Raw genomic sequence first — 18,782 nt, 5'->3', positions numbered from 1 at the left:
AGTCGATGTATGACTGAAAACACAATTTTCTCACCCATTTCAGTTCTTAGCGGCGTTGGGCTACAACGCGCAAAAGCACTAAATGAGTTAGGGATTTATACAATTGAAGATTTGTTACTTTATTTTCCGTTTCGTTATGAGGATTTACGACCTCAAAACATGGCGGACTTAGTGGATCAACAAAAAGTAACCTTAGAGGGTACTGTAGCTTCAGAGCCGGTTATTGCCCGTTATGGCAGAAAAAAGAATCGCCTGAATTTTCGTCTATTAACCGATCAAGAATCTGTTATGGTCACTTTTTTTAATCAACCCTGGATAAAAAAACAAGTCACAATTGATGAAAGGTTTGCCGTCTATGGCAAATGGGATGCACGACGTCGAAGTTTAACTGGAATGAAATTATTGCCATTTTCAAGCGGTGATTCTTCAGAAATTGATGCGGTGTACCCTGCTAGTCAACATATTCGCCAAAACACGATAAAAAAATTGGTTACGCAAACTTTTGAACAATTTCAAGATAAAATTGCTAATATTATTCCAGAAACGTTAATTGAGAAGTACCGATTAATTGATCGCAAAACAATGATTCATGATTTACATTTTCCTGACGATTTAAAATCGGCAAAAATTGCCCGGCGAACGGCAACTTTTGAAGAGTTTTTCGTTTTTCAAATGGAATTACAAGTACTCAAAAAACGAGATCAAACAGAAAATGGAACGGCTATTGAATACAATATTGATGAATTAAAAAAATTCATTGCGAGTTTGCCATATGAATTGACGGATGCCCAAAAACGCGTGGTTAATGAAATTTGTTATGACCTCAAACGGCCGATTAGAATGAACCGCCTGTTGCAAGGTGATGTTGGGAGCGGAAAAACAATTGTGGCAGCAATTGTCATGTTTGCAGCAATTACAGCGGGCTACCAAACGGCCTTAATGGCGCCCACAGAAATTTTGGCCGAGCAACATGCCAATAACCTCACCAAGATATTCGAAGGGATGGGTGTGAATATAGGTCTGTTGACCGGCGCATCTGGCTCAAAGTCCAAGCAACGACGGGCGTTATTGGCGGGAATTGAACAGGGTGATATCAATTTAGTGATTGGGACCCATGCGTTGATTCAAGATGATGTCAAGTTTAAAAAGCTCGGCTTAGTTATTATTGATGAACAGCACCGTTTTGGGGTTAAACAACGGGAAACCTTGCGCAAAAAGGGTGCTGATGTTGATGTTTTGGCAATGACAGCAACGCCAATTCCCCGAACTTTGGCAATCACAGCCTATGGGGAAATGGATGTTTCCACGATTAATCAAATGCCTAATGGTCGAAAACCAGTGCTAACTAGCTGGGTCAAAAATAGTAATGTGCGTGGTATGCTGGATTTTGTGAAAAAACAATTTAAAGCTGGTCACCAAGCGTTTGTGGTTACACCATTAATTGAAGAATCAGAATCTTTAGATTTGAAAAATGCGATGGCACTCTACGATCAATTGCAAACCGAATTTGAACCAACTTATAAAGTTGGGTTGCTTCATGGTAGAATGAAGCCTAATGAAAAAGATGAAATTATGCGTCAATTTAAGGACAATGAATTTCAGCTTTTAGTCTCAACCACTGTTATTGAAGTAGGGGTGGATGTCCCCAACGTAACAGTCATGATTATTTATGATGCCGATCGGTTTGGATTAGCACAATTGCATCAATTACGGGGACGCGTTGGACGTGGACAAGATCAGGCTTACTGTATCTTGGTGGCTGATCCTAAAAATGAGACTGGGATTAAACGCATGAAGATTATGACTCAATCGAACGATGGGTTTAAAATTTCCCAGGCTGATTTGCAACTTCGGGGTTCTGGTGACGTGTTTGGAAGTAAACAGTCAGGTATTCCTGAGTTTCGAGTTGGCGACCCCGTTGTGGATATTGGGGCGTTGCAAACGGCGCAACTAGAGGCTAGTAAAATTGTGAACGAAGAAGATTGGCAAATAGACAAGCAATTTAGAAAATTAAGTGATTATTTAACGATTGTTATGCAAAAAAATGCCAATTTTGATTAATTTGAAAATGAGGGATAAAAATGAAATTAGCAATTGATGCTATGGGTGGCGACTATGCACCAGAAAAAATTGTTCAAGGCGTTGAGCTGGCCAGGGACAAGTATTCAGATGTTAAATTTACCCTGTTTGGTAAAGAAGATCAGATAAAAAAATATCTTAACAATGGTGAACGGATTACCATTGTTCATACAGATTCAGAAATTGCGATGGGTGATGAACCGGTTCGGGCGGTACGTCAAAAAAAGACCTCTTCTTTGGTGTTAGCCGCTCAAGCTGTTAAAGAGGGAAAAGCTGATGCACTATTTTCAGCCGGTAATACGGGAGCATTATTAGCTGCGAGTTTATTTATTATTGGCAGAATTAAAGGGATTGATCGACCAGGAATGACCACGACGCTACCTGCATTAGAGGGTTCACCAGATTCATTTACGATGCTAGATGTTGGTGCAAATGCGGAAAGCAAAGTGAAGAATTTGCAGCAGTTTGCTGTCCTCGGTAACTTTTACAGTAGTAACGTAATGGGGGTCACGAATCCAAGGATTGCTTTATTAAATAACGGTGCTGAAGAAGACAAAGGTGATCCGCTGCATAAAGAGACCTACCAGGTACTCAAAGACGATCCTAACTTGAATTTCGTGGGTAATATTGAGTCTCGTGAGCTTTTAGCCGGTAAGGCAGATGTTGTGGTTACGGATGGTTTTACAGGCAATGCGGTTCTTAAAAATACAGAAGGAACCGCCTTATCGATGCTAAAATTAATCAAACATACTATTTTGGATTCTGGCGTGCAGGTCAAATTGGGTGGAATGCTGTTAAAGCCGGCTTTTAAAGTGATTCAAGATAAAATGGATTATTCAAAACATGGTGGTGCGGTTCTGTTAGGTGTAAAAGCGCCGGTTGTTAAAGCACATGGATCAAGTAATGAGATTCAGGTATCTAATGCTTTACGTCAACTCCGCTCGATGGTTAAATCAAATTTGACTCAGAATTTGGCAGACTATTTTGCAGCGCGGCCAACTGATAAAAAATAAAATCTTCTCATTTTGGGTGGACAATACCCAAGAAAAACATTAAACTTATCTGATGTAATTAAAAGATATAAGGAGTATCACATGACTAAAGAAGAGGTATTTACCAAGATTACCGATATCATTGTGGATCATTTTGATGTCGATAAAGCAAAAGTTACAAACGATTTGAACTTTAAAACTGATTTGAATGCAGATTCAATTGATATTGTTGAATTTGTTCTTGAATTGGAAGATACATTTGGCGCGGAAATTTCTGATGAGGATGCTGAAAAGCTTTCCACAGTCGGTGAAGCAGTTGATTTCATTACCGCCAATCAAAAGAAATAAAAAATGACCACTTTTGAGACTGGAATGTTTTGTTCCGGTCTCAATTTGTATCTGTAATGGCGATGTAGTAGGCAGTTTCGCTAAAAAAAGCTATAATGTTATAGTGAGTATTTAAGGAAGGATGAAACTTTTGAAAAAATCAATTGATGAAGCATTAAAGAAGAATTTTCAAATTGAATTTCATGACGAAAGTTTATTGGACGAAGCTTTAACTCAAGCGTCATATGTCAATGAACATCCCAATCAAGGGTTGAAATTTTATGAACGAATCGAATTTTTGGGGGATGCAGTTTTACAGTTAATTGTCTCCGAATATATTTTTAAACGTTATCCAGAAATGCCACAAGGAAAGCTAACTCGTTTGAGAGCAGCTATGGTTTGTGAAGCTAGTTTTAGTCAGTTTGCGCGTGAATGCCATTTTGATCAATACATCCGGCTTGGTAAGGGTGAAGAAAAGGCTGGCGCTCGGAATCGTGATTCACTTCTTTGTGATATTTTTGAATCTTTTGTTGGGGCAGTCTATATAGACCAGGGCCGACAAACTGTTGAAAAGTTTGTGCACCAAGTTATTTTTCCTAAATTGGATACTGGTGCTTTTGATCACGTGATTGATCACAAAACTAATTTACAGGAAATTTTGCAACGTGATGGCGACGTCTTGATTCATTATGAGTTGTTAAACGAAGCAGGTCCCGATAATGATCTAGATTTTGAAGTGGCTGTTTTTGCCGATGATCGAAAACTTGGTGTTGGCACGGGTAAGTCCAAGAAATTAGCGGAACAAGATGCTGCCAAAGATGCCTTGCAAAAGTTACGGGTAAAGAATGCTTAGATTAGGAGTTTGATGTTAATGAAACTTAAGTCCTTACAAATAAGTGGCTTTAAGTCCTTCGCCGATAAAACCACGATTAATTTTGAAGACGGAATTACCGGAGTTGTCGGGCCAAACGGAAGTGGCAAAAGTAACATTATTGAAGCTGTCCGTTGGGTCATGGGCGAGCAGTCAGCTAAAAGTTTACGTGGGGGAAAAATGCCCGACGTCATTTTTGCGGGCTCACAAAGCAGACAACCTCTTAATCGGGCGGCAGTGACCATTACATTTGATAATTCGGATCACTTTTTGAAGACTGATTTTACAGAAGTCAGTGTGACACGTAAATTGTTTCGTAATGGTGACAGTCAGTATTTGATTAATCAAAATGACTGTCGACTAAAAGATGTGTTGGATCTGTTTATTGACACTGGTTTAGGTCGCGATTCGTTTTCTGTAATCTCTCAGGGTCGGGTTGAAGCAATCTTTAATAGTAAACCAGAAGATCGACGGGTCATTATTGAAGAGGTCGCCGGCGTTTTGAGTTATAAACAAGATAAACAAAAAGCCGAATCAGAGCTAAGCAAAACGAACGATTATTTGGACCGAGTGAGTGATTTAATCGCCGAACTCCAGTCTCAACTGGAGCCTTTGGAAGAACAAAGTAGTCTGGCTCAAGATTACGTTGATCAAAAAAAGCAATTTGATAAGTTGGAGAAAACACGATTAGTTCAGTTAATTGAGGGTTTACAAGGCCAAAGCCAATCAATCACTGATAAAGTAACCGCTGCTGAAAAGTTAGTTGATCAATATCAGAAACAAAAAAAGACTTTGACGATCACGGTTGATCAATTAAAGCAACAACGCCAAGTTTTAGAATCAAAAAAAGATAATTTACAAACTGACTTATTGAATACCACTAAAAGGTATGAGAATTTGGCCGGTCAACAAAATGTCGGTTCAGAAAAAACTAAGTATCAAGATCAACAACTCAGTGAATTGGCGGAAACCATCAAGGCTAATTCGCAAAAACTAACTGATTACCAGGCACAAAAAGTAGAATTAGATCAACAGGTTGCTGCTAATCAACAGACCGTTGAAAAAATTAAGTCAGCACTAGCAGGTTTGTCTGAAAAAGAAATTCAAAAAAAGCAGACTGAGATTCAAGCTACGATTGATCAGTTGCAGACGACTTATATTGAGAAAATGCAACAGGTGGCACAAGTTCACAATGAACAGGTCAATCTAAAAAAAGGGTATGAACAAGATAGCCAACAGCAATTGCATGTCAATGCTGATCTGTGCAAATTAGAAGATCAACTTGATGAATTAACGGCTGGCTTTAAAGATCAAGAAAAGCGCGTAGAGACTTTAAAAAAGGACGCCCAAACTGCCGAAAACACATTAAAAGAGGCTTTAAGTGACTATCAAAAGTTATCTGAACAGCAAAAACAAAGTCAGGATAGTTGGCTAGATGCTTTACGGGTTTATCAACAAGCAAAGACTAGGTTAGAAACGCTCAGTAATTCAGATGTAGAACTTCGTAGCTATTATCAAGGTGTGCAAAACGTTTTAAAAAATAAGACACAATTTCCGGGTCTAATTGGCGTTGTTTCCGAATTACTGGAAGTTCCTGATAAATACACAAAAGCGATTGAAACTGTATTGGGTGGCCAGCTTCAGCAACTAGTTACTCAAAATGATCAGGATGCGCGCCAAATTATTCAGTATTTGACTAAGCAACGCGCCGGAAAAGTGACTTTATTGCCTCTTTCAAGAATTCATGCCAAACAAGTCTCAGCTAAAGTGCAACATGAATTAGAGAATTTAGAGGGTGTAGAGGGAATTGCCGCAGATCTGGTACAAACTTCTGATAAGTGGGGATTGGTTAAACAGTTTTTACTGGGTAACGTGTGTGTGGCAACGGATCTAAAGCAGGCTTCAAAGATTTCTAAGCAATTGTCAACTCGTTTGAAGATCGTAACCTTAGATGGCGAAATTATTAATCCGTCTGGTTCGATGACTGGTGGTGTGAATCGTCACCAAACTGCTGGATTATTGACCCAAAAGCAAGCACGGAGTAATTTGGCGAAACAGGTTAGCCAAATGAAAACACAATTGGCTAGTCGTGAAGCTTTAGTTCAGGATTTAAAGCAGCGACTAGCCGCCACCGAAACAAAGGGTAGCGAATTAAGGCAACAATTTAATGTCACTAATGATTTGTTTAAAGATGGTCAATCAAAACTAACCATTTCCAAAAATCAGATCACAGAGTTGGATCGTCGGATTGTTGCTGTTAAGTATGAGTCACAGCAAAATGGTGATTTACAATCTGATTTCACAACCCAATCGGCGGATCTAAGTCAACAGGAAAAACAATTGAACGCCGACTTGGAGAAGATTTCAACCGATACCAATTCATATAAACAGCGGCTCACTGAATTACATGAAAAACAGGATAAAAGTCAACAAGCACTCGCGCACTATCGGAATCAATTGACAGATGCTCAGGTCACATTGACCCAAGCAAAAACGAGATTGAATGCGCTTGAAGAAACAATTGAAAAAACGCAGCTGCTTGTGCAAAATTCTAAAAAACGCCAGGTAACGATACGCTCAGAAAAGGAATCGACTGGTTCTAAAAATGAGGCACAACAAAAAGAACTGGCTGAAAGTAAAAAAGCGATTGCTGAATTAAAAATGCAATTGGAAGACCAGAAAGCAAGTTTTACCAAGCTTGATCAATCCTTAACTGAAAAAGAGCAAGAATTGCAACGCGTTCAGGAGCTTGGTTCCGTTTCAAGTGACGAGTTGCAAACTATTAAAATCAAGCAAACTCGTTTGTCAGAGCAAGTTGATCACGCCTTGAATGATTTAAGTGAGAAATATCAATTAAGCTTGGAATTAGCCAAAGCACAAAGTATAGCTGTAGCTCCAGATGAGTTACAACGTGAACTTAAGTTAGCTAAAAAGGGTCTTGCCGAAATTGGTGAAGTAAACGTTGGTGCGATTGAAGAATTCCAACGGGTATCTGAACGTTATCAATTTTTAACCACTCAAAAAGATGATTTAATGACTTCGCAAAAGCAGTTACTTGAAACGATCAACGAAATTGATACTGAAGCGGCATTACGCTTTAAGAACACCTTTGATCAGATTTCAGCCTCATTTTCGAAAGTCTTTGTCAAAATGTTTGGTGGTGGCAAGGCGAAACTGGAATTAACAGATCCTGAGCATTTACTGACCACAGGGATGGAAATTAAGGCACAGCCACCTGGTAAAAAGTTTCAGCGACTAAGTTTACTTTCTGGTGGTGAACGGGCGCTAACGGCGATTACATTGCTTTTTTCAATTTTGGAAGTTAACCCAGTGCCATTTTGTATTTTGGATGAAGTTGAAGCTGCCTTTGATGACGCAAATGTGGCGCGTTTTGCAGATTATCTCCGCAATTTCCGTCACCAGACCCAATTTGTTGTGATTACCCATCGAAAGGGTACAATGGTAGAATGCGATGTCTTATATGGGGTCACGATGCAAGAATCCGGAGTTTCGAAGATGGCTTCTGTATCACTTGAAGATGTTTCACGAAAGGAGACCAGCACGCAATGAGTATATTTGGTCGAAGAAAGAAAAAGAAACTTGAAGAACAAGAAGCTTTGGCGCAACAAGCGTTAGAACAAAAAGCAAACGAAGAAAAAACAATAGAAAAGAAAACACCTGAAGAGCCTGAAATTTCACCAGCTGATACGCAAGTTAATCCACAAAATGTGACGAGCGAAGAAGCAGCAGAAATCGATCGTTATAACCGTGGTTTGGAAAAGTCACGCCGCACTTTTGGTCAAAAGCTGACCGCCCTATTTACAAATTTTAGTGGGGTTGATGATGATTTTTATGATGACTTAGAAGAAACTTTAATTGGCGCTGATGTCGGATTTGAAACAGCTGTTCAGATTAGTGATGAAGTGCGCGAAGAAATTGAAGCCAAGCACGAAAACGATCAAAAAGTTATCTCGAACTTGATCGTATCTAAATTGGTTTCACTCTATACACGCAACGGTACAAAAGAAGATAATCACTTGGTTTTTGCAACTGAAGGGCCCAGTGTGTTCTTGTTTGTCGGTGTAAATGGTGTTGGTAAAACTACTAGTATCGGTAAACTTGCCAATCGATTTAAGAAGCGCGGTAAAAAAGTGTTACTAGCTGCTTGTGATACATTCCGAGCAGGTGCCATCGAGCAATTACAAGAATGGGGTAAACGTGACGGGGTTCCGGTTGTTTCGGGACCAGAGAAAAGTGATCCAGCAGCAATTGTATTTGATGCTGTTAAAAAGGCTAAAGCCGAAAATTATGATCTGGTTTTGGTAGATACAGCCGGTAGATTGCAAAATAAAGTTAATTTGATGAAGGAACTTGATAAGATGCGACGGGTTATTACACGTGAAATTCCGCATGCGCCGCAAGAGATTCTTCTCGTTTTAGATGCAACAACTGGACAAAACGCAATGAGTCAGGCTAAGATTTTTAAGGAAACTACCAACGTAACTGGAATTATTTTGACGAAACTAGATGGAACTGCAAAAGGTGGGATTGTTTTGGCAATTCGCAATCAACTTCATCTTTCGGTTAAGTATGTCGGACTTGGCGAACAGGTGGACGATTTAAGCCCATTTTCACCTAAAGACTTTGTCGACGGTCTGTTTAGTGGCTTTCTGGAGCCGGCCAAATAGGAAGTAGTGTGATTAAATGGAGATTGAGAAAAATAACCGCATTAATTTTCTGTTTGAATTTTACGGGAGCTTATTAACCAAAAAACAGCGTAATTACATGGAACTTTATTATGCCGATGATTATTCACTAGGCGAAATTGCGGAAAATTATACTGTAAGTCGGCAAGCAGTGTATGATAATATTAAGAGAACAGTTCAAATTTTAGAAGATTACGAAGAAAAACTGCATACTTATGGCGATTTTTTGGCGCGCAATCACCAAACGGATCGTTTAATGGACTATGTTAAAAACAATTACGCACAAGATAAAACGCTTCTACAATTAGTAGATAACCTAGAATCAATTGAGGGAGAATGAAAGGTAGGGACTAATCCATGGCTTTTGAAAGTTTAACAGATCGACTTCAAAATGCTTTTAGTAAATTAAGAAAAAAAGGTAAAATTTCCGAAACGGATTTACGAGGAGCAATGCGTGAAATTCGGTTGGCCTTATTAGAGGCCGACGTTAACTTTACCGTTGTTAAAAACTTCGTTAAAACAGTTCGTGACAAAGCAATTGGTGCGGATGTCTTAAAGGGCTTAAATCCAACTCAACAGATTGTCAAAATCGTTAATGATGAGTTAGTTAAAATCATGGGTGATCAAGCTGTTGACTTAAACAAATCACCTAAAATACCAACAATTATCATGATGGTTGGTTTACAAGGGGCAGGTAAAACTACTACTGCTGGTAAATTAGCTTTAAAGCTAAAAAATGAACAAAAAGCGCGGCCATTGATGATTGCAGGGGATGTTTATCGGCCTGCCGCTATTGACCAGTTGGTCCAAGTTGGACAACAAATTGATGTGCCCGTTTTCCAGTTAGGTACTGATGTTGATCCCGTTGAGATTGTGCGTCAAGGTTTGCAAAAAGCGGATGAAGAAAATAATGATTATGTCATTATTGATACTGCCGGTCGTTTACAAATTGACGAAAAACTGATGGATGAACTTTCTCGAATCAAAGCATTAGCTCATCCAAATGAAATCCTGTTAGTTGTCGATGCCATGACTGGTCAAAATGCGGTCAATACAGCTGAAGGTTTTAATAATCAGTTGGATGTGACGGGCGTTGTCTTAACTAAGTTAGATGGTGACACCCGTGGTGGTGCTGCTCTTTCAATCCGCGCGGTGACTGGTAAACCAATTAAGTTTATTGGGCAAGGCGAAAAGATGACTGATCTCGATGTCTTCCATCCAGATCGAATGGCTTCCCGAATTTTGGGGATGGGCGATATGCTCACCTTGATTGAAAAGACTCAGAAAGAGTACGACGAAAAACAAGCCCAAGATGTGACCAAAAAGATCCGGGAAAATAGTTTTGACTTCAACGATTTCGTTGATCAAATGGATCAAATGCAAAATATGGGATCTATGGAAGATATCATGAAGATGATTCCAGGGATGGCCAATAACCCTGCTTTAAAGAACGCTAATATTGATCCTAAAGATATGGCTCATATGAAGGCGATCGTACTATCAATGACTCCTGCTGAACGGGAAGATCCAAACTTGTTGAACCCAAGCCGGCGTCGTCGGATTGCTGGTGGGTCTGGTCGACCAGTGGTTGAAGTTAACCGAATGATTAAACAGTTTGGTCAAATGAAAAAAATGATGAACCAAATGTCTAAAGGTAACTTCAACGGTATGGATGGTTTGTTGGGTAAGGGCGTAGGTGGTCGTCTCTCGAAGATGGCGATGAATTCCATGGTCCGTAAGGTCAAGAAAAATAAGAAAAAACGTATGAAGAAAAATCGGCGAAATAAGTAGGATTAGGCCAATAAATTCAAAGCTTTCTGTAAGAGCACTGCGATATTTGGTATAAAATGCTGATGATTTTGGAAAGTTTTTAGATGAAATTAGTGATTAAGGTTGCTAGTTGGAGTTTAAATAAAAAATAGAAAAAGGGTCTCTGTCAAATCGTATTGGTGGAGATTTTGAACGGCACATTCACTTCGGTGAATGTGCTTTTTGTTTACTCATGAATTAAACTAATCCGGATAAAGAAGTTGTCAATATTTCGAAAACCAAAACAGTTACGCTTTAATGCCTTGATTTTACGATTAAGTCCTTCAATTGGACCGTTGGAAAATGGATAACGACAACTGTTTAGAAGGGCTGAACCATTTTTGATAAACGTGTTGATCGTTATGTCCATTTGATTACTAGTGGGTTGGTAGTTAGTGAGTAAGGATTGGAACGCATTAGCATCCTTTTGGTGTATGGCACTTAAGATACCTTGATAGGTTTGATACACAGATCTAAATCTGGGAAAAGCGTCTAGAGCTAAATCAATGGCATTTTGTTGCGTCATATACTCGTTAATTCCGCGTAAATAAACAGTCTTAGAATCATTAACTTTTATTTCATCAAGATGAAATAAACGCCATTGAGATTTTAAAATATGATAAAGTCGTGAATGCTTATCTTGGATAGTACGAATGGCCTGCGTGCGTTCATTATCTAAGGCACGCCCAGCCAGTTGAATAATATGGAAACGATCGATAATCGTGGCCGCATTGGGAAATAAGCGATGAATGAAGCTGCCATATTCAGCATTCATGTCAATCGTCACTGATTGAACTTGGGCACGTTCTTGAACCGAAAAACGAGCTTCAAAGTAGTCAATGATATCTTTACTTAGCCGATCTTTTAAAGTGACAATTCGGCGATGACTAACGGCATCGCAACAATTAAAGGACATCCAGTGATTACAGGAACGAAATTCATCAAAGCAAAGATTCTCTGGGAGATGTTTAACACGATAGGCTAAGTGAATATTGGCATTTAGGATTCGTTGAACACTGCTTGGCGAAATTCCACAAAGTTTAGCAATTTCTTTACTCGTCAACATATCGCGTGCTAAAACGATCACTTGATGTTTGATATTATGTGTGAAAGTTTCGTTACGATTAACCAACTTAGTTTTAGCACCACAGGTTTTTGAACAATCTTTACATTGGTATCTTTGACGTTTTAAATGCATTTCGTAACGACCACCGGATAAGGTTCCTAAACGCAGGTGACTCATGTGAGTTCCGTTTTTAATTAAGCTTTTATGGCCACAATGTGGGCACTTTAAAAGTTGATAAGACAAAGTTGCATGAACGACATGAATACGTTGGTTTGTGGAACACCGTTCTTTAGAAATACCAGTGACAATTAGGTTTGGGTCTGTTATTTCGAATAAGCATAAGATAGAATTAGTTAGGGACATCTGAATTCCTCTTTTCGATTTGTTTTTGGCGATTAAATCGTAGCACAAAGAGGACAGATGTCCTTTTTTATTTTTCTGATTTTCAAAACAGACAAAAAACCGGTATTAGTTATTCACCAATACCAGAAAGTGTAGACCCATAAAGAACGTGTTCATCTAATTAGATGTTACATATTCCAAGAGATGAAGCACCCAGAAACGAGATGAGAAGTCGTTTCTGGGTGTTTTTTGATTTATTTGATAATTTTTAAGAAATTATATGGTTCAATAAACCATTAAGTATGGTACTTCTGATCAAAAGCACATGGGTGAAATTGTTTTGGTGATGTCTAAAATGTAATTATATTATTGCACAGATTTGATTGTTCTAAGACGATACTGAATTACTGAGCAGTGATATAAAGCTATTATCAAGACCTTGTACATTTGAAACATAAAGGTAGATTTTGGGCTCCATTTTTTGTGAATCATATTTGTTAAAGTAGAAAGTGCTATTTATTAATCCATCATTAGTTTACTTATAAAATAGCATATTATTGCGCATTTTTAATGCAATTTGACACTCTTATATTATATATAAACAATGAGTTCCACAATTAAATGACCCCAATTGTAATCGCTTACTAAAAACTTGTGTGCTAATCTACTAATTGAGGAGGAGGTAGTTATGAATCAAAGACAAGTCGACTTGCTTACAAACTTATGTGCTTCCAATACTCACACTGCAGTGAAAGAATTGGCAACCCAATATAGCGTATCAAAAAAAACCATTTATAAAGTGAAGTGAACCCTTAAAATTGGACAAATTGTTAAGCTGCTTTTTGAACGGCGAGTTCTCGGTATTTTACCGGGGGCTTGCCGTTTAATTTTGTTTTGATACGACGGTTGTTATAGAAGTCTATCCAATCTTTCATTGCTTGAATTAGGCTAGTTTTATCTTCAAAATGTTCATCCATCATTTCTGCTTTCATAATATGAAAGAATGACTCCATTACTGCATTATCAAGGCAAGTCGCTTTACGAGACATACTTTGGAATGCATGATGTTCTTTCAAGAGCGTTCGCCATTGGCGATGTTGATACTGAAAGCCTTGGTCAGTATGAACTGTTGTCCGATAATTTAGTGCCGGAAGTCCTTCTAAAGCTTCTTTGAGCGGTTTAATGGCGAATTCAACTGTTGGATGTTCACTTATATTAAATGCTAAAATTTCTCCAGAGAATAAATCTAGTACCGGTTCCAAATAAACGCGTTCATTTGTTCCCATAGATCCATATCGAAATTCACTGACGTCTGCTACAAGTTTTTGATAGGGTCTGTCGGTCTTAAAGCGACGCTTTAACCGATTAGGGGCAATCCTACCAACTAATCCTTTATACGAGTTATATTTACGAGTTTGGCGATTAAAGGCATGACATATCCAGGCATGTTCTTGCATAATACGTAAAACCCGCTTGTGATTTATCTGAAATCCTAAATCATGCAGAGCACTTGTAATTCGACGGTACCCGTACTTCTTTGTGTATTTTAAATCTTGTTGTCGAATTTCATCAATTGCTTGAATAACTTGATCGTCATTGAATTTTCGACCTTCATGATTTCGAGTGTAGTAATACGTGCTACGCGGTATTTTAATTACTTTGAGAATCAATTTAATTGATACTTGGAATATTTGCCTCAACTCAGTCGCTATTTTCGAGATTTCCTTTGTGCTGATTTTTTCCGAGCTAAGGCTTCTAATTTTTTTAAGTATTCATTCTCAATCTTCAACATTTGATTCTCTTTTTGGAGTTGCTTTAAAGTATCTTGAAGGTAGTATGAAATCATGGACACGATTTAGTATAATTCCATAATAGGAAGGATTGTGTTTTTATGACCAAGAAAAAGTACTCAGTAGATTTTAGAAAAATGATTGTCAAGCTGTACCAGGATGGCGCCCCGGTAGCTGATCTTACAGACGAATATGGTGTATCAAATGTAACTATTTACAAATGGATTAATCTATATAAAGAAGACAAAGGAAGTGGAATTTCCAAATCAGATGTTTTAGCGTTGCAAAAACGTTTGAAACAGCTAGAAAGTGAGAATGACATCTTAAAAAAAGCCTTAACCATATTCGCCAAAAAGTAAACCCAGATGACTGGCAGACAGCCGTTGATATTAATTTGAAGCACCATAGTATCAAAGAAACCTGTAAAGTACTCTCAGTTCCACGCTCAACTTACTATGAACATCAGCAGAATCATGTATCGCCACAAGCCAAGCGTCGTAAGACACTTAGCCAGTCGATTAAACGCATTTACTTTAATTCTAGACGTATCTACGGGGCACCTAAAATTCTAAAAGCGTTACAAAAAGAAGGTAAGACTGCCAGTATTAAGCTAGTTCAACGATTAATGCGCCAAATGGGGTTAAAATCAATCACGCGCAAGAAGTGGCATTATCAACAAACTAATGATATTGATGCGACTGATTATTCAAATATACTCGCGCAAGATTTTCGTACAACCAGTCCAAATCAAAAGTGGTGTGCAGACATAACTTATATTCACACCAAAGCCAATGGCTGGTGTTATTTATCAAGCATTCAGGATTTATATTCACGTAAAATCATTGCCCATAAAATCAGCCGTCATATGACTGCTGATCTTGTGATCAGCACTTTTCAACAAGCCTTTGAAACTAGAAAGACGACTAATAACTTAATTGTGCATACCGATCTGGGTAGCCAGTACCGCAGTGCTGGCTTTGAACAGATCTTAGTGCAACACCATATTCGCCATTCTTATAGCAAGCGTGGCTGTCCCTATGACAATTCATGTTTGGAATCATTTCACGCCAGTTTGAAAAAAGAAGAGGTTTACCAACACCATTATCAGGATTTTGAAGAAGCAAATGCTGCAATATTCAGCTACATTGAGAGCTTTTATAACAGTGCTCGAATTCACAGTAGCATTGATTATTTAACTCCAAATGAAAAGGAAAAATTAGTCGCTTAAATTATACATAAAATGTGTCCAGATTCTTGACCTAAATCCATATCTTTTGTTGTTGAGTTGTCCTTTTGGACAACTGGTTTAGCGTTCTCATTCTTGTGTTTTGCCATATTTTTCGAGTTGCCTCGCTTTCGCTCAAGCCCTTTAATTCCTAATGTCTCAAATCGCTTTTCCCATTGCCAAATTGTACTTGGCGAGGATAAATTAAAGTGTAAGGCGGTTACTGGAAGTGAGGCCTGATTTTGTTTCCTCCAGTTTAATACATCAACTTTAAACTGACTAGTGTATTCTAAGTCCATGGCTTTTGGCTGAAGTCCTTTAATACCAAATCTTTCAAATCGCTGAATCCAAATTGAAACGGTAGCCTTGCTGCCAATCCCATACTTTCTCGCTAGTGAATAAGCTGCCTGACCACTTAAATACTCGGTGACAATCTTAACTTTAAAATCGAAATTAAATTTACTCATAAATGAAACCCCCAAAATTGGATTTTTCTGTCCAACCTTGGGGGTTCACTTTAAAGATCTAAAAAGTTTGACAGTTTTTTTAAAAGAAACAGAAACAGATTTATTGCTTGAAAGAAAAAGTCACGCTGGTGTTCAATTAATTGGTTCAGATAAAGATAAAAAAATAATGGTAAAAAGTCTTTTAAATAAATCTAAATTTGTAGAACCCACGAACGAGATGGATCCGATGCATAGACGGATTGAAATGGTGAAAAGAATAATTCTTTGGATTTAGGTCAAGAATCTGGACACATTTTATGTATAATTTAAGCGACTAATTTTTCCTTTTCATTTGGAGTTAAATAATCAATGCTACTGTGAATTCGAGCACTGTTATAAAAGCTCTCAATGTAGCTGAATATTGCAGCATTTGCTTCTTCAAAATCCTGATAATGGTGTTGGTAAACCTCTTCTTTTTTCAAACTGGCGTGAAATGATTCCAAACATGAATTGTCATAGGGACAGCCACGCTTGCTATAAGAATGGCGAATATGGTGTTGCACTAAGATCTGTTCAAAGCCAGCACTGCGGTACTGGCTACCCAGATCGGTATGCACAATTAAGTTATTAGTCGTCTTTCTAGTTTCAAAGGCTTGTTGAAAAGTGCTGATCACAAGATCAGCAGTCATATGACGGCTGATTTTATGGGCAATGATTTTACGTGAATATAAATCCTGAATGCTTGATAAATAACACCAGCCATTGGCTTTGGTGTGAATATAAGTTATGTCTGCACACCACTTTTGATTTGGACTGGTTGTACGAAAATCTTGCGCGAGTATATTTGAATAATCAGTCGCATCAATATCATTAGTTTGTTGATAATGCCACTTCTTGCGCGTGATTGATTTTAACCCCATTTGGCGCATTAATCGTTGAACTAGCTTAATACTGGCAGTCTTACCTTCTTTTTGTAACGCTTTTAGAATTTTAGGTGCCCCGTAGATACGTCTAGAATTAAAGTAAATGCGTTTAATCGACTGGCTAAGTGTCTTACGACGCTTGGCTTGTGGCGATACATGATTCTGCTGATGTTCATAGTAAGTTGAGCGTGGAACTGAGAGTACTTTACAGGTTTCTTTGATACTATGGTGCTTCAAATTAATATCAACGGCTGTCTGCCAGTCATCTGGGTTTACTTTTTGGCGAATATGGTTAAGGCTTTTTTTAAGATGTCATTCTCACTTTCTAGCTGTTTCAAACGTTTTTGCAACGCTAAAACATCTGATTTGGAAATTCCACTTCCTTTGTCTTCTTTATATAGATTAATCCATTTGTAAATAGTTACATTTGATACACCATATTCGTCTGTAAGATCAGCTACCGGGCGCCATCCTGGTACAGCTTGACAATCATTTTTCTAAAATCTACTGAGTACTTTTTCTTGGTCATAAAAACACAATCCTTCCTATTATGGAATTATACTAAATCGTGTCCATGATTTCATACTACCTTCACTTAATAAAAATCAGGAAAGCCTTAAGCAACTTTCTGAAAGATGGATTGTTAGTAAAACTTCGATAATTAAAGACATTGAGGTAATAAATAAATCATTAAAAAGTACTTCTACTAATATTAGTTCAAATGGGACAACCATAGAGTTTGTGGGTACTGATCAACAACGTCAAATTGCTACTGAAACTTTTGTTTTGAGTTTTTCTGATGAAAAAAATTATTGGGATAACATTGTCTTACCTTTAATTTTCCCATCCAAATTGATTCAAAGTGTGGATGAGGTTTATTCAATATTAACTCGTAGATATTTTTCTGATTTACCAAGTTACTATTTAAATGCTTTAAGGGTTATTACAATGACACAAATTTATTGTTTGAGTATATTTGGTTGTGATAGAGAAACAAGATATTTAATTAACGCAGATACAGAAGTTGATGATATTGCAGAAAGGTTGTTTTCAATGATTAGTGAGAGATTTCCATTTCGGTATCGAAAAAGAGATATCAAATTATTGGCACAAAATCTTTCCGCTTATCGTCTTGGATATAAACCAGATCAATTAGATTCAAGCTGGGATGTAGTAGTTGATAGTTTACTTGAACGAATGGAAGCAATTCAAAGAATTGATTTTTTGGGGCGTGAGCAATTGAAAAATCAATTATTGTATCATGTACCAGCAATGGTGTTAAGGCTGAAGCAAGGGATGACGGTACAAAATTCTTTATTAGGTGATATTAAAAAACAGTATCCAGCACTATTTGGGATGACTTGGTATGCATTATCTTTTTTAGAGGAAAGATTTGGTATTTCACTAAACGATGATGAGGTATCTTTTATAACAATTTATTTTCATGTTGCCTTAAATAAGAATATTGCACGTAATAATGTCCTTATTGTATTTGGGAAGCACGGTCAGTTGCAGAAATATGTTGAATCACAGGTGGAACAATTACTGCCAGCTAATACACGAGTATTGACAACAACAATCGACGAATTTAATAATATCTCATTAACTACAATAGGTTTAATAATAGAAGTTGAACAGTTACCTTTTGTTGTACATGTTCCGCAAATTGTAATAACACCTTTGATGGATAGTAAGGATCAAGCAAACATTTTAAAATCCTTCGCGGAATTTGTAGTTTTACAAGGAGAAGAGAATATTCATTTTCCAATACTTAAAAGTGTTATTGATGAAAATTTGATTTTTTGGAAAGGTTCTATAAATGACAAACGTGAAGCATTAGATTTTTTGATAACAAAACTGGAAAAAAGAGAAATTGTGAAGTCTAATTTTCGGAATTCAATCTATCGCAGAGAGAGATTGGGGTCAACAGAAATTGAAGGTGGATCAGCATTGCCTCATGCGGCACCAGATACCGTTTTAAAAAAGGCAATTGCAATTTTAGTTTTAAAAAAACCAGTGTGGTGGAATACTGAAAAAGTGCAAATTATCATAATAATTTGTATGCCAAACAAACAAATAAAACATTACCGAGAATTAATATTGGATGTCTACAGACTTGTTAAAAATAAGCAAATGGTTCAGTTAATTTCAAGCATGAATAGTACAAGAAAGTTTTTAAAAATGATCAATGAGTAAGAGAGTGGTG

Annotated in this window: 16 protein-coding genes and 2 pseudogenes; 12 read left to right on the top strand and 6 right to left on the bottom strand. The window is 37.6% G+C overall.

Annotation, left to right across the window (positions count from 1 at the left end):
• The first annotated feature begins 9 nt into the window (after positions 1-9).
• The 8 genes from recG to ffh all read left to right on the top strand — a co-directional run bounded on the left by recG (position 10) and on the right by ffh (position 10,766).
• Positions 10-2,061: an ATP-dependent DNA helicase RecG gene (recG, locus tag AB3217_RS06100; protein ID WP_367365813.1), complete on the top strand. Its 2,052-nt coding sequence runs from the start codon at positions 10-12 to the stop codon at positions 2,059-2,061.
• Positions 2,062-2,081: 20 nt separating this feature from the next.
• Entirely contained in the window at positions 2,082-3,092 is a 1,011-nt protein-coding gene (gene plsX / locus AB3217_RS06095; protein ID WP_260267591.1) for a phosphate acyltransferase PlsX, read from the top strand.
• Positions 3,093-3,173: 81 nt separating this feature from the next.
• Positions 3,174-3,419 (top strand): acyl carrier protein, encoded by a 246-nt coding sequence (acpP, locus tag AB3217_RS06090; RefSeq protein ID WP_057783534.1) that lies wholly within the window; start codon positions 3,174-3,176, stop codon positions 3,417-3,419.
• Positions 3,420-3,549: 130 nt separating this feature from the next.
• The gene (gene rnc, locus AB3217_RS06085) at positions 3,550-4,251 is read left to right on the top strand and encodes a ribonuclease III (protein ID WP_068807329.1); all 702 of its coding nucleotides are present in this window, start codon (positions 3,550-3,552) and stop codon (positions 4,249-4,251) included.
• Between the two features lie 18 nt (positions 4,252-4,269).
• Complete coding sequence (gene smc / locus AB3217_RS06080) at positions 4,270-7,839, top strand: chromosome segregation protein SMC (RefSeq protein ID WP_367365812.1); 3,570 nt, start codon at positions 4,270-4,272, stop codon at positions 7,837-7,839.
• Positions 7,836-8,957, top strand: a complete 1,122-nt coding sequence (gene ftsY, locus AB3217_RS06075) for a signal recognition particle-docking protein FtsY (RefSeq protein WP_057782422.1) — start codon at positions 7,836-7,838, stop codon at positions 8,955-8,957. The genes smc and ftsY overlap by 4 nt, the downstream gene beginning before the upstream one ends.
• A 16-nt stretch (positions 8,958-8,973) precedes the next feature.
• On the top strand, positions 8,974-9,315 hold the full coding sequence (locus AB3217_RS06070) for a putative DNA-binding protein (protein ID WP_057782421.1): 342 nt from the start codon (positions 8,974-8,976) through the stop codon (positions 9,313-9,315).
• Positions 9,316-9,332: 17 nt separating this feature from the next.
• Positions 9,333-10,766 carry a signal recognition particle protein gene (ffh, locus tag AB3217_RS06065; protein WP_057782420.1) on the top strand — a complete coding sequence of 478 codons (1,434 nt, stop codon included), beginning with the start codon at positions 9,333-9,335 and terminating at the stop codon, positions 10,764-10,766.
• A 205-nt stretch (positions 10,767-10,971) separates the two neighbouring features.
• Here the strand turns inward: ffh and AB3217_RS06060 are convergent, their stop codons facing one another.
• From AB3217_RS06060 to AB3217_RS06050, 3 genes are all read right to left on the bottom strand, one after another.
• Complete coding sequence (locus AB3217_RS06060) at positions 10,972-12,213, bottom strand: ISL3 family transposase (RefSeq protein WP_367365811.1); 1,242 nt, start codon at positions 12,211-12,213, stop codon at positions 10,972-10,974.
• 809 nt (positions 12,214-13,022) lie between these two features.
• Complete coding sequence (locus tag AB3217_RS06055) at positions 13,023-13,904, bottom strand: IS3 family transposase (protein WP_232310845.1); 882 nt, start codon at positions 13,902-13,904, stop codon at positions 13,023-13,025.
• Positions 13,901-14,038 carry a hypothetical protein gene (locus tag AB3217_RS06050; RefSeq protein ID WP_367365810.1) on the bottom strand — a complete coding sequence of 46 codons (138 nt, stop codon included), beginning with the start codon at positions 14,036-14,038 and terminating at the stop codon, positions 13,901-13,903. The genes AB3217_RS06055 and AB3217_RS06050 overlap by 4 nt, the downstream gene beginning before the upstream one ends.
• 45 nt (positions 14,039-14,083) lie before the next feature.
• Between AB3217_RS06050 and AB3217_RS06045 the strand changes: the two genes are divergently transcribed.
• Both AB3217_RS06045 and AB3217_RS06040 read left to right on the top strand, forming a co-directional pair.
• Positions 14,084-14,341 (top strand): transposase, encoded by a 258-nt coding sequence (locus AB3217_RS06045; protein WP_017866964.1) that lies wholly within the window; start codon positions 14,084-14,086, stop codon positions 14,339-14,341.
• Positions 14,326-15,210 (top strand): IS3 family transposase, encoded by an 885-nt coding sequence (locus AB3217_RS06040; protein ID WP_367366109.1) that lies wholly within the window; start codon positions 14,326-14,328, stop codon positions 15,208-15,210. Before AB3217_RS06045 ends, AB3217_RS06040 begins: the two co-directional genes overlap by 16 nt.
• Here the strand turns inward: AB3217_RS06040 and AB3217_RS06035 are convergent.
• Positions 15,207-15,674 (bottom strand): helix-turn-helix domain-containing protein, encoded by a 468-nt coding sequence (locus tag AB3217_RS06035; protein ID WP_367365809.1) that lies wholly within the window; start codon positions 15,672-15,674, stop codon positions 15,207-15,209. The genes AB3217_RS06040 and AB3217_RS06035 overlap by 4 nt on opposite strands.
• 37 nt (positions 15,675-15,711) lie before the next feature.
• Here AB3217_RS06035 and AB3217_RS06030 point away from each other — a divergent pair, with 37 nt between their 5' ends.
• The gene (locus AB3217_RS06030; RefSeq protein ID WP_367365808.1) at positions 15,712-15,948 is read left to right on the top strand and encodes a hypothetical protein; all 237 of its coding nucleotides are present in this window, start codon (positions 15,712-15,714) and stop codon (positions 15,946-15,948) included.
• A 31-nt stretch (positions 15,949-15,979) separates the two neighbouring features.
• On the opposite strand, the pseudogene AB3217_RS06025 reads toward AB3217_RS06030, so the two are convergent.
• A pseudogene (locus AB3217_RS06025) lies at positions 15,980-16,873 on the bottom strand (IS3 family transposase); the annotation flags it as partial.
• A pseudogene (locus AB3217_RS06020) lies at positions 16,849-17,037 on the bottom strand (transposase); the annotation flags it as partial. The pseudogenes AB3217_RS06020 and AB3217_RS06025, both read right to left, overlap by 25 nt.
• Positions 17,038-17,317: 280 nt before the next feature.
• Between AB3217_RS06020 and AB3217_RS06015 the strand changes: the two are divergent.
• Entirely contained in the window at positions 17,318-18,772 is a 1,455-nt protein-coding gene (locus tag AB3217_RS06015; RefSeq protein WP_367365807.1) for a transcription antiterminator, read from the top strand.
• The last annotated feature ends 10 nt before the right edge of the window (positions 18,773-18,782 follow it).

The sequence above is a fragment of the Pediococcus parvulus genome (genome assembly GCF_964063155.1).
In the GTDB taxonomy this organism is placed as follows: domain Bacteria; phylum Bacillota; class Bacilli; order Lactobacillales; family Lactobacillaceae; genus Pediococcus; species Pediococcus parvulus.
The sequence above is the reverse complement of the archived record's forward strand: the minus strand, read 5'-3'. Positions and strand labels throughout refer to the sequence as shown.

Excerpts from the sequence above, each read along its gene's own strand:
- AB3217_RS06070 (WP_057782421.1), top strand. The coding sequence starts at position 8,974 with ATGGAGATTGAGAAAAATAACCGCATTAATTTTCTGTTTGAATTTTAC.
- acpP (WP_057783534.1), top strand. The coding sequence starts at position 3,174 with ATGACTAAAGAAGAGGTATTTACCAAGATTACCGATATCATTGTGGAT.
- AB3217_RS06045 (WP_017866964.1), top strand. The coding sequence starts at position 14,084 with ATGACCAAGAAAAAGTACTCAGTAGATTTTAGAAAAATGATTGTCAAG.
- plsX (WP_260267591.1), top strand. The coding sequence starts at position 2,082 with ATGAAATTAGCAATTGATGCTATGGGTGGCGACTATGCACCAGAAAAA.
- AB3217_RS06060 (WP_367365811.1), bottom strand. The coding sequence starts at position 12,213 with ATGTCCCTAACTAATTCTATCTTATGCTTATTCGAAATAACAGACCCA.
- AB3217_RS06050 (WP_367365810.1), bottom strand. The coding sequence starts at position 14,038 with ATGATTTCATACTACCTTCAAGATACTTTAAAGCAACTCCAAAAAGAG.
- ftsY (WP_057782422.1), top strand. The coding sequence starts at position 7,836 with ATGAGTATATTTGGTCGAAGAAAGAAAAAGAAACTTGAAGAACAAGAA.
- recG (WP_367365813.1), top strand. The coding sequence starts at position 10 with ATGACTGAAAACACAATTTTCTCACCCATTTCAGTTCTTAGCGGCGTT.
- ffh (WP_057782420.1), top strand. The coding sequence starts at position 9,333 with ATGGCTTTTGAAAGTTTAACAGATCGACTTCAAAATGCTTTTAGTAAA.
- AB3217_RS06035 (WP_367365809.1), bottom strand. The coding sequence starts at position 15,674 with ATGAGTAAATTTAATTTCGATTTTAAAGTTAAGATTGTCACCGAGTAT.
- smc (WP_367365812.1), top strand. The coding sequence starts at position 4,270 with ATGAAACTTAAGTCCTTACAAATAAGTGGCTTTAAGTCCTTCGCCGAT.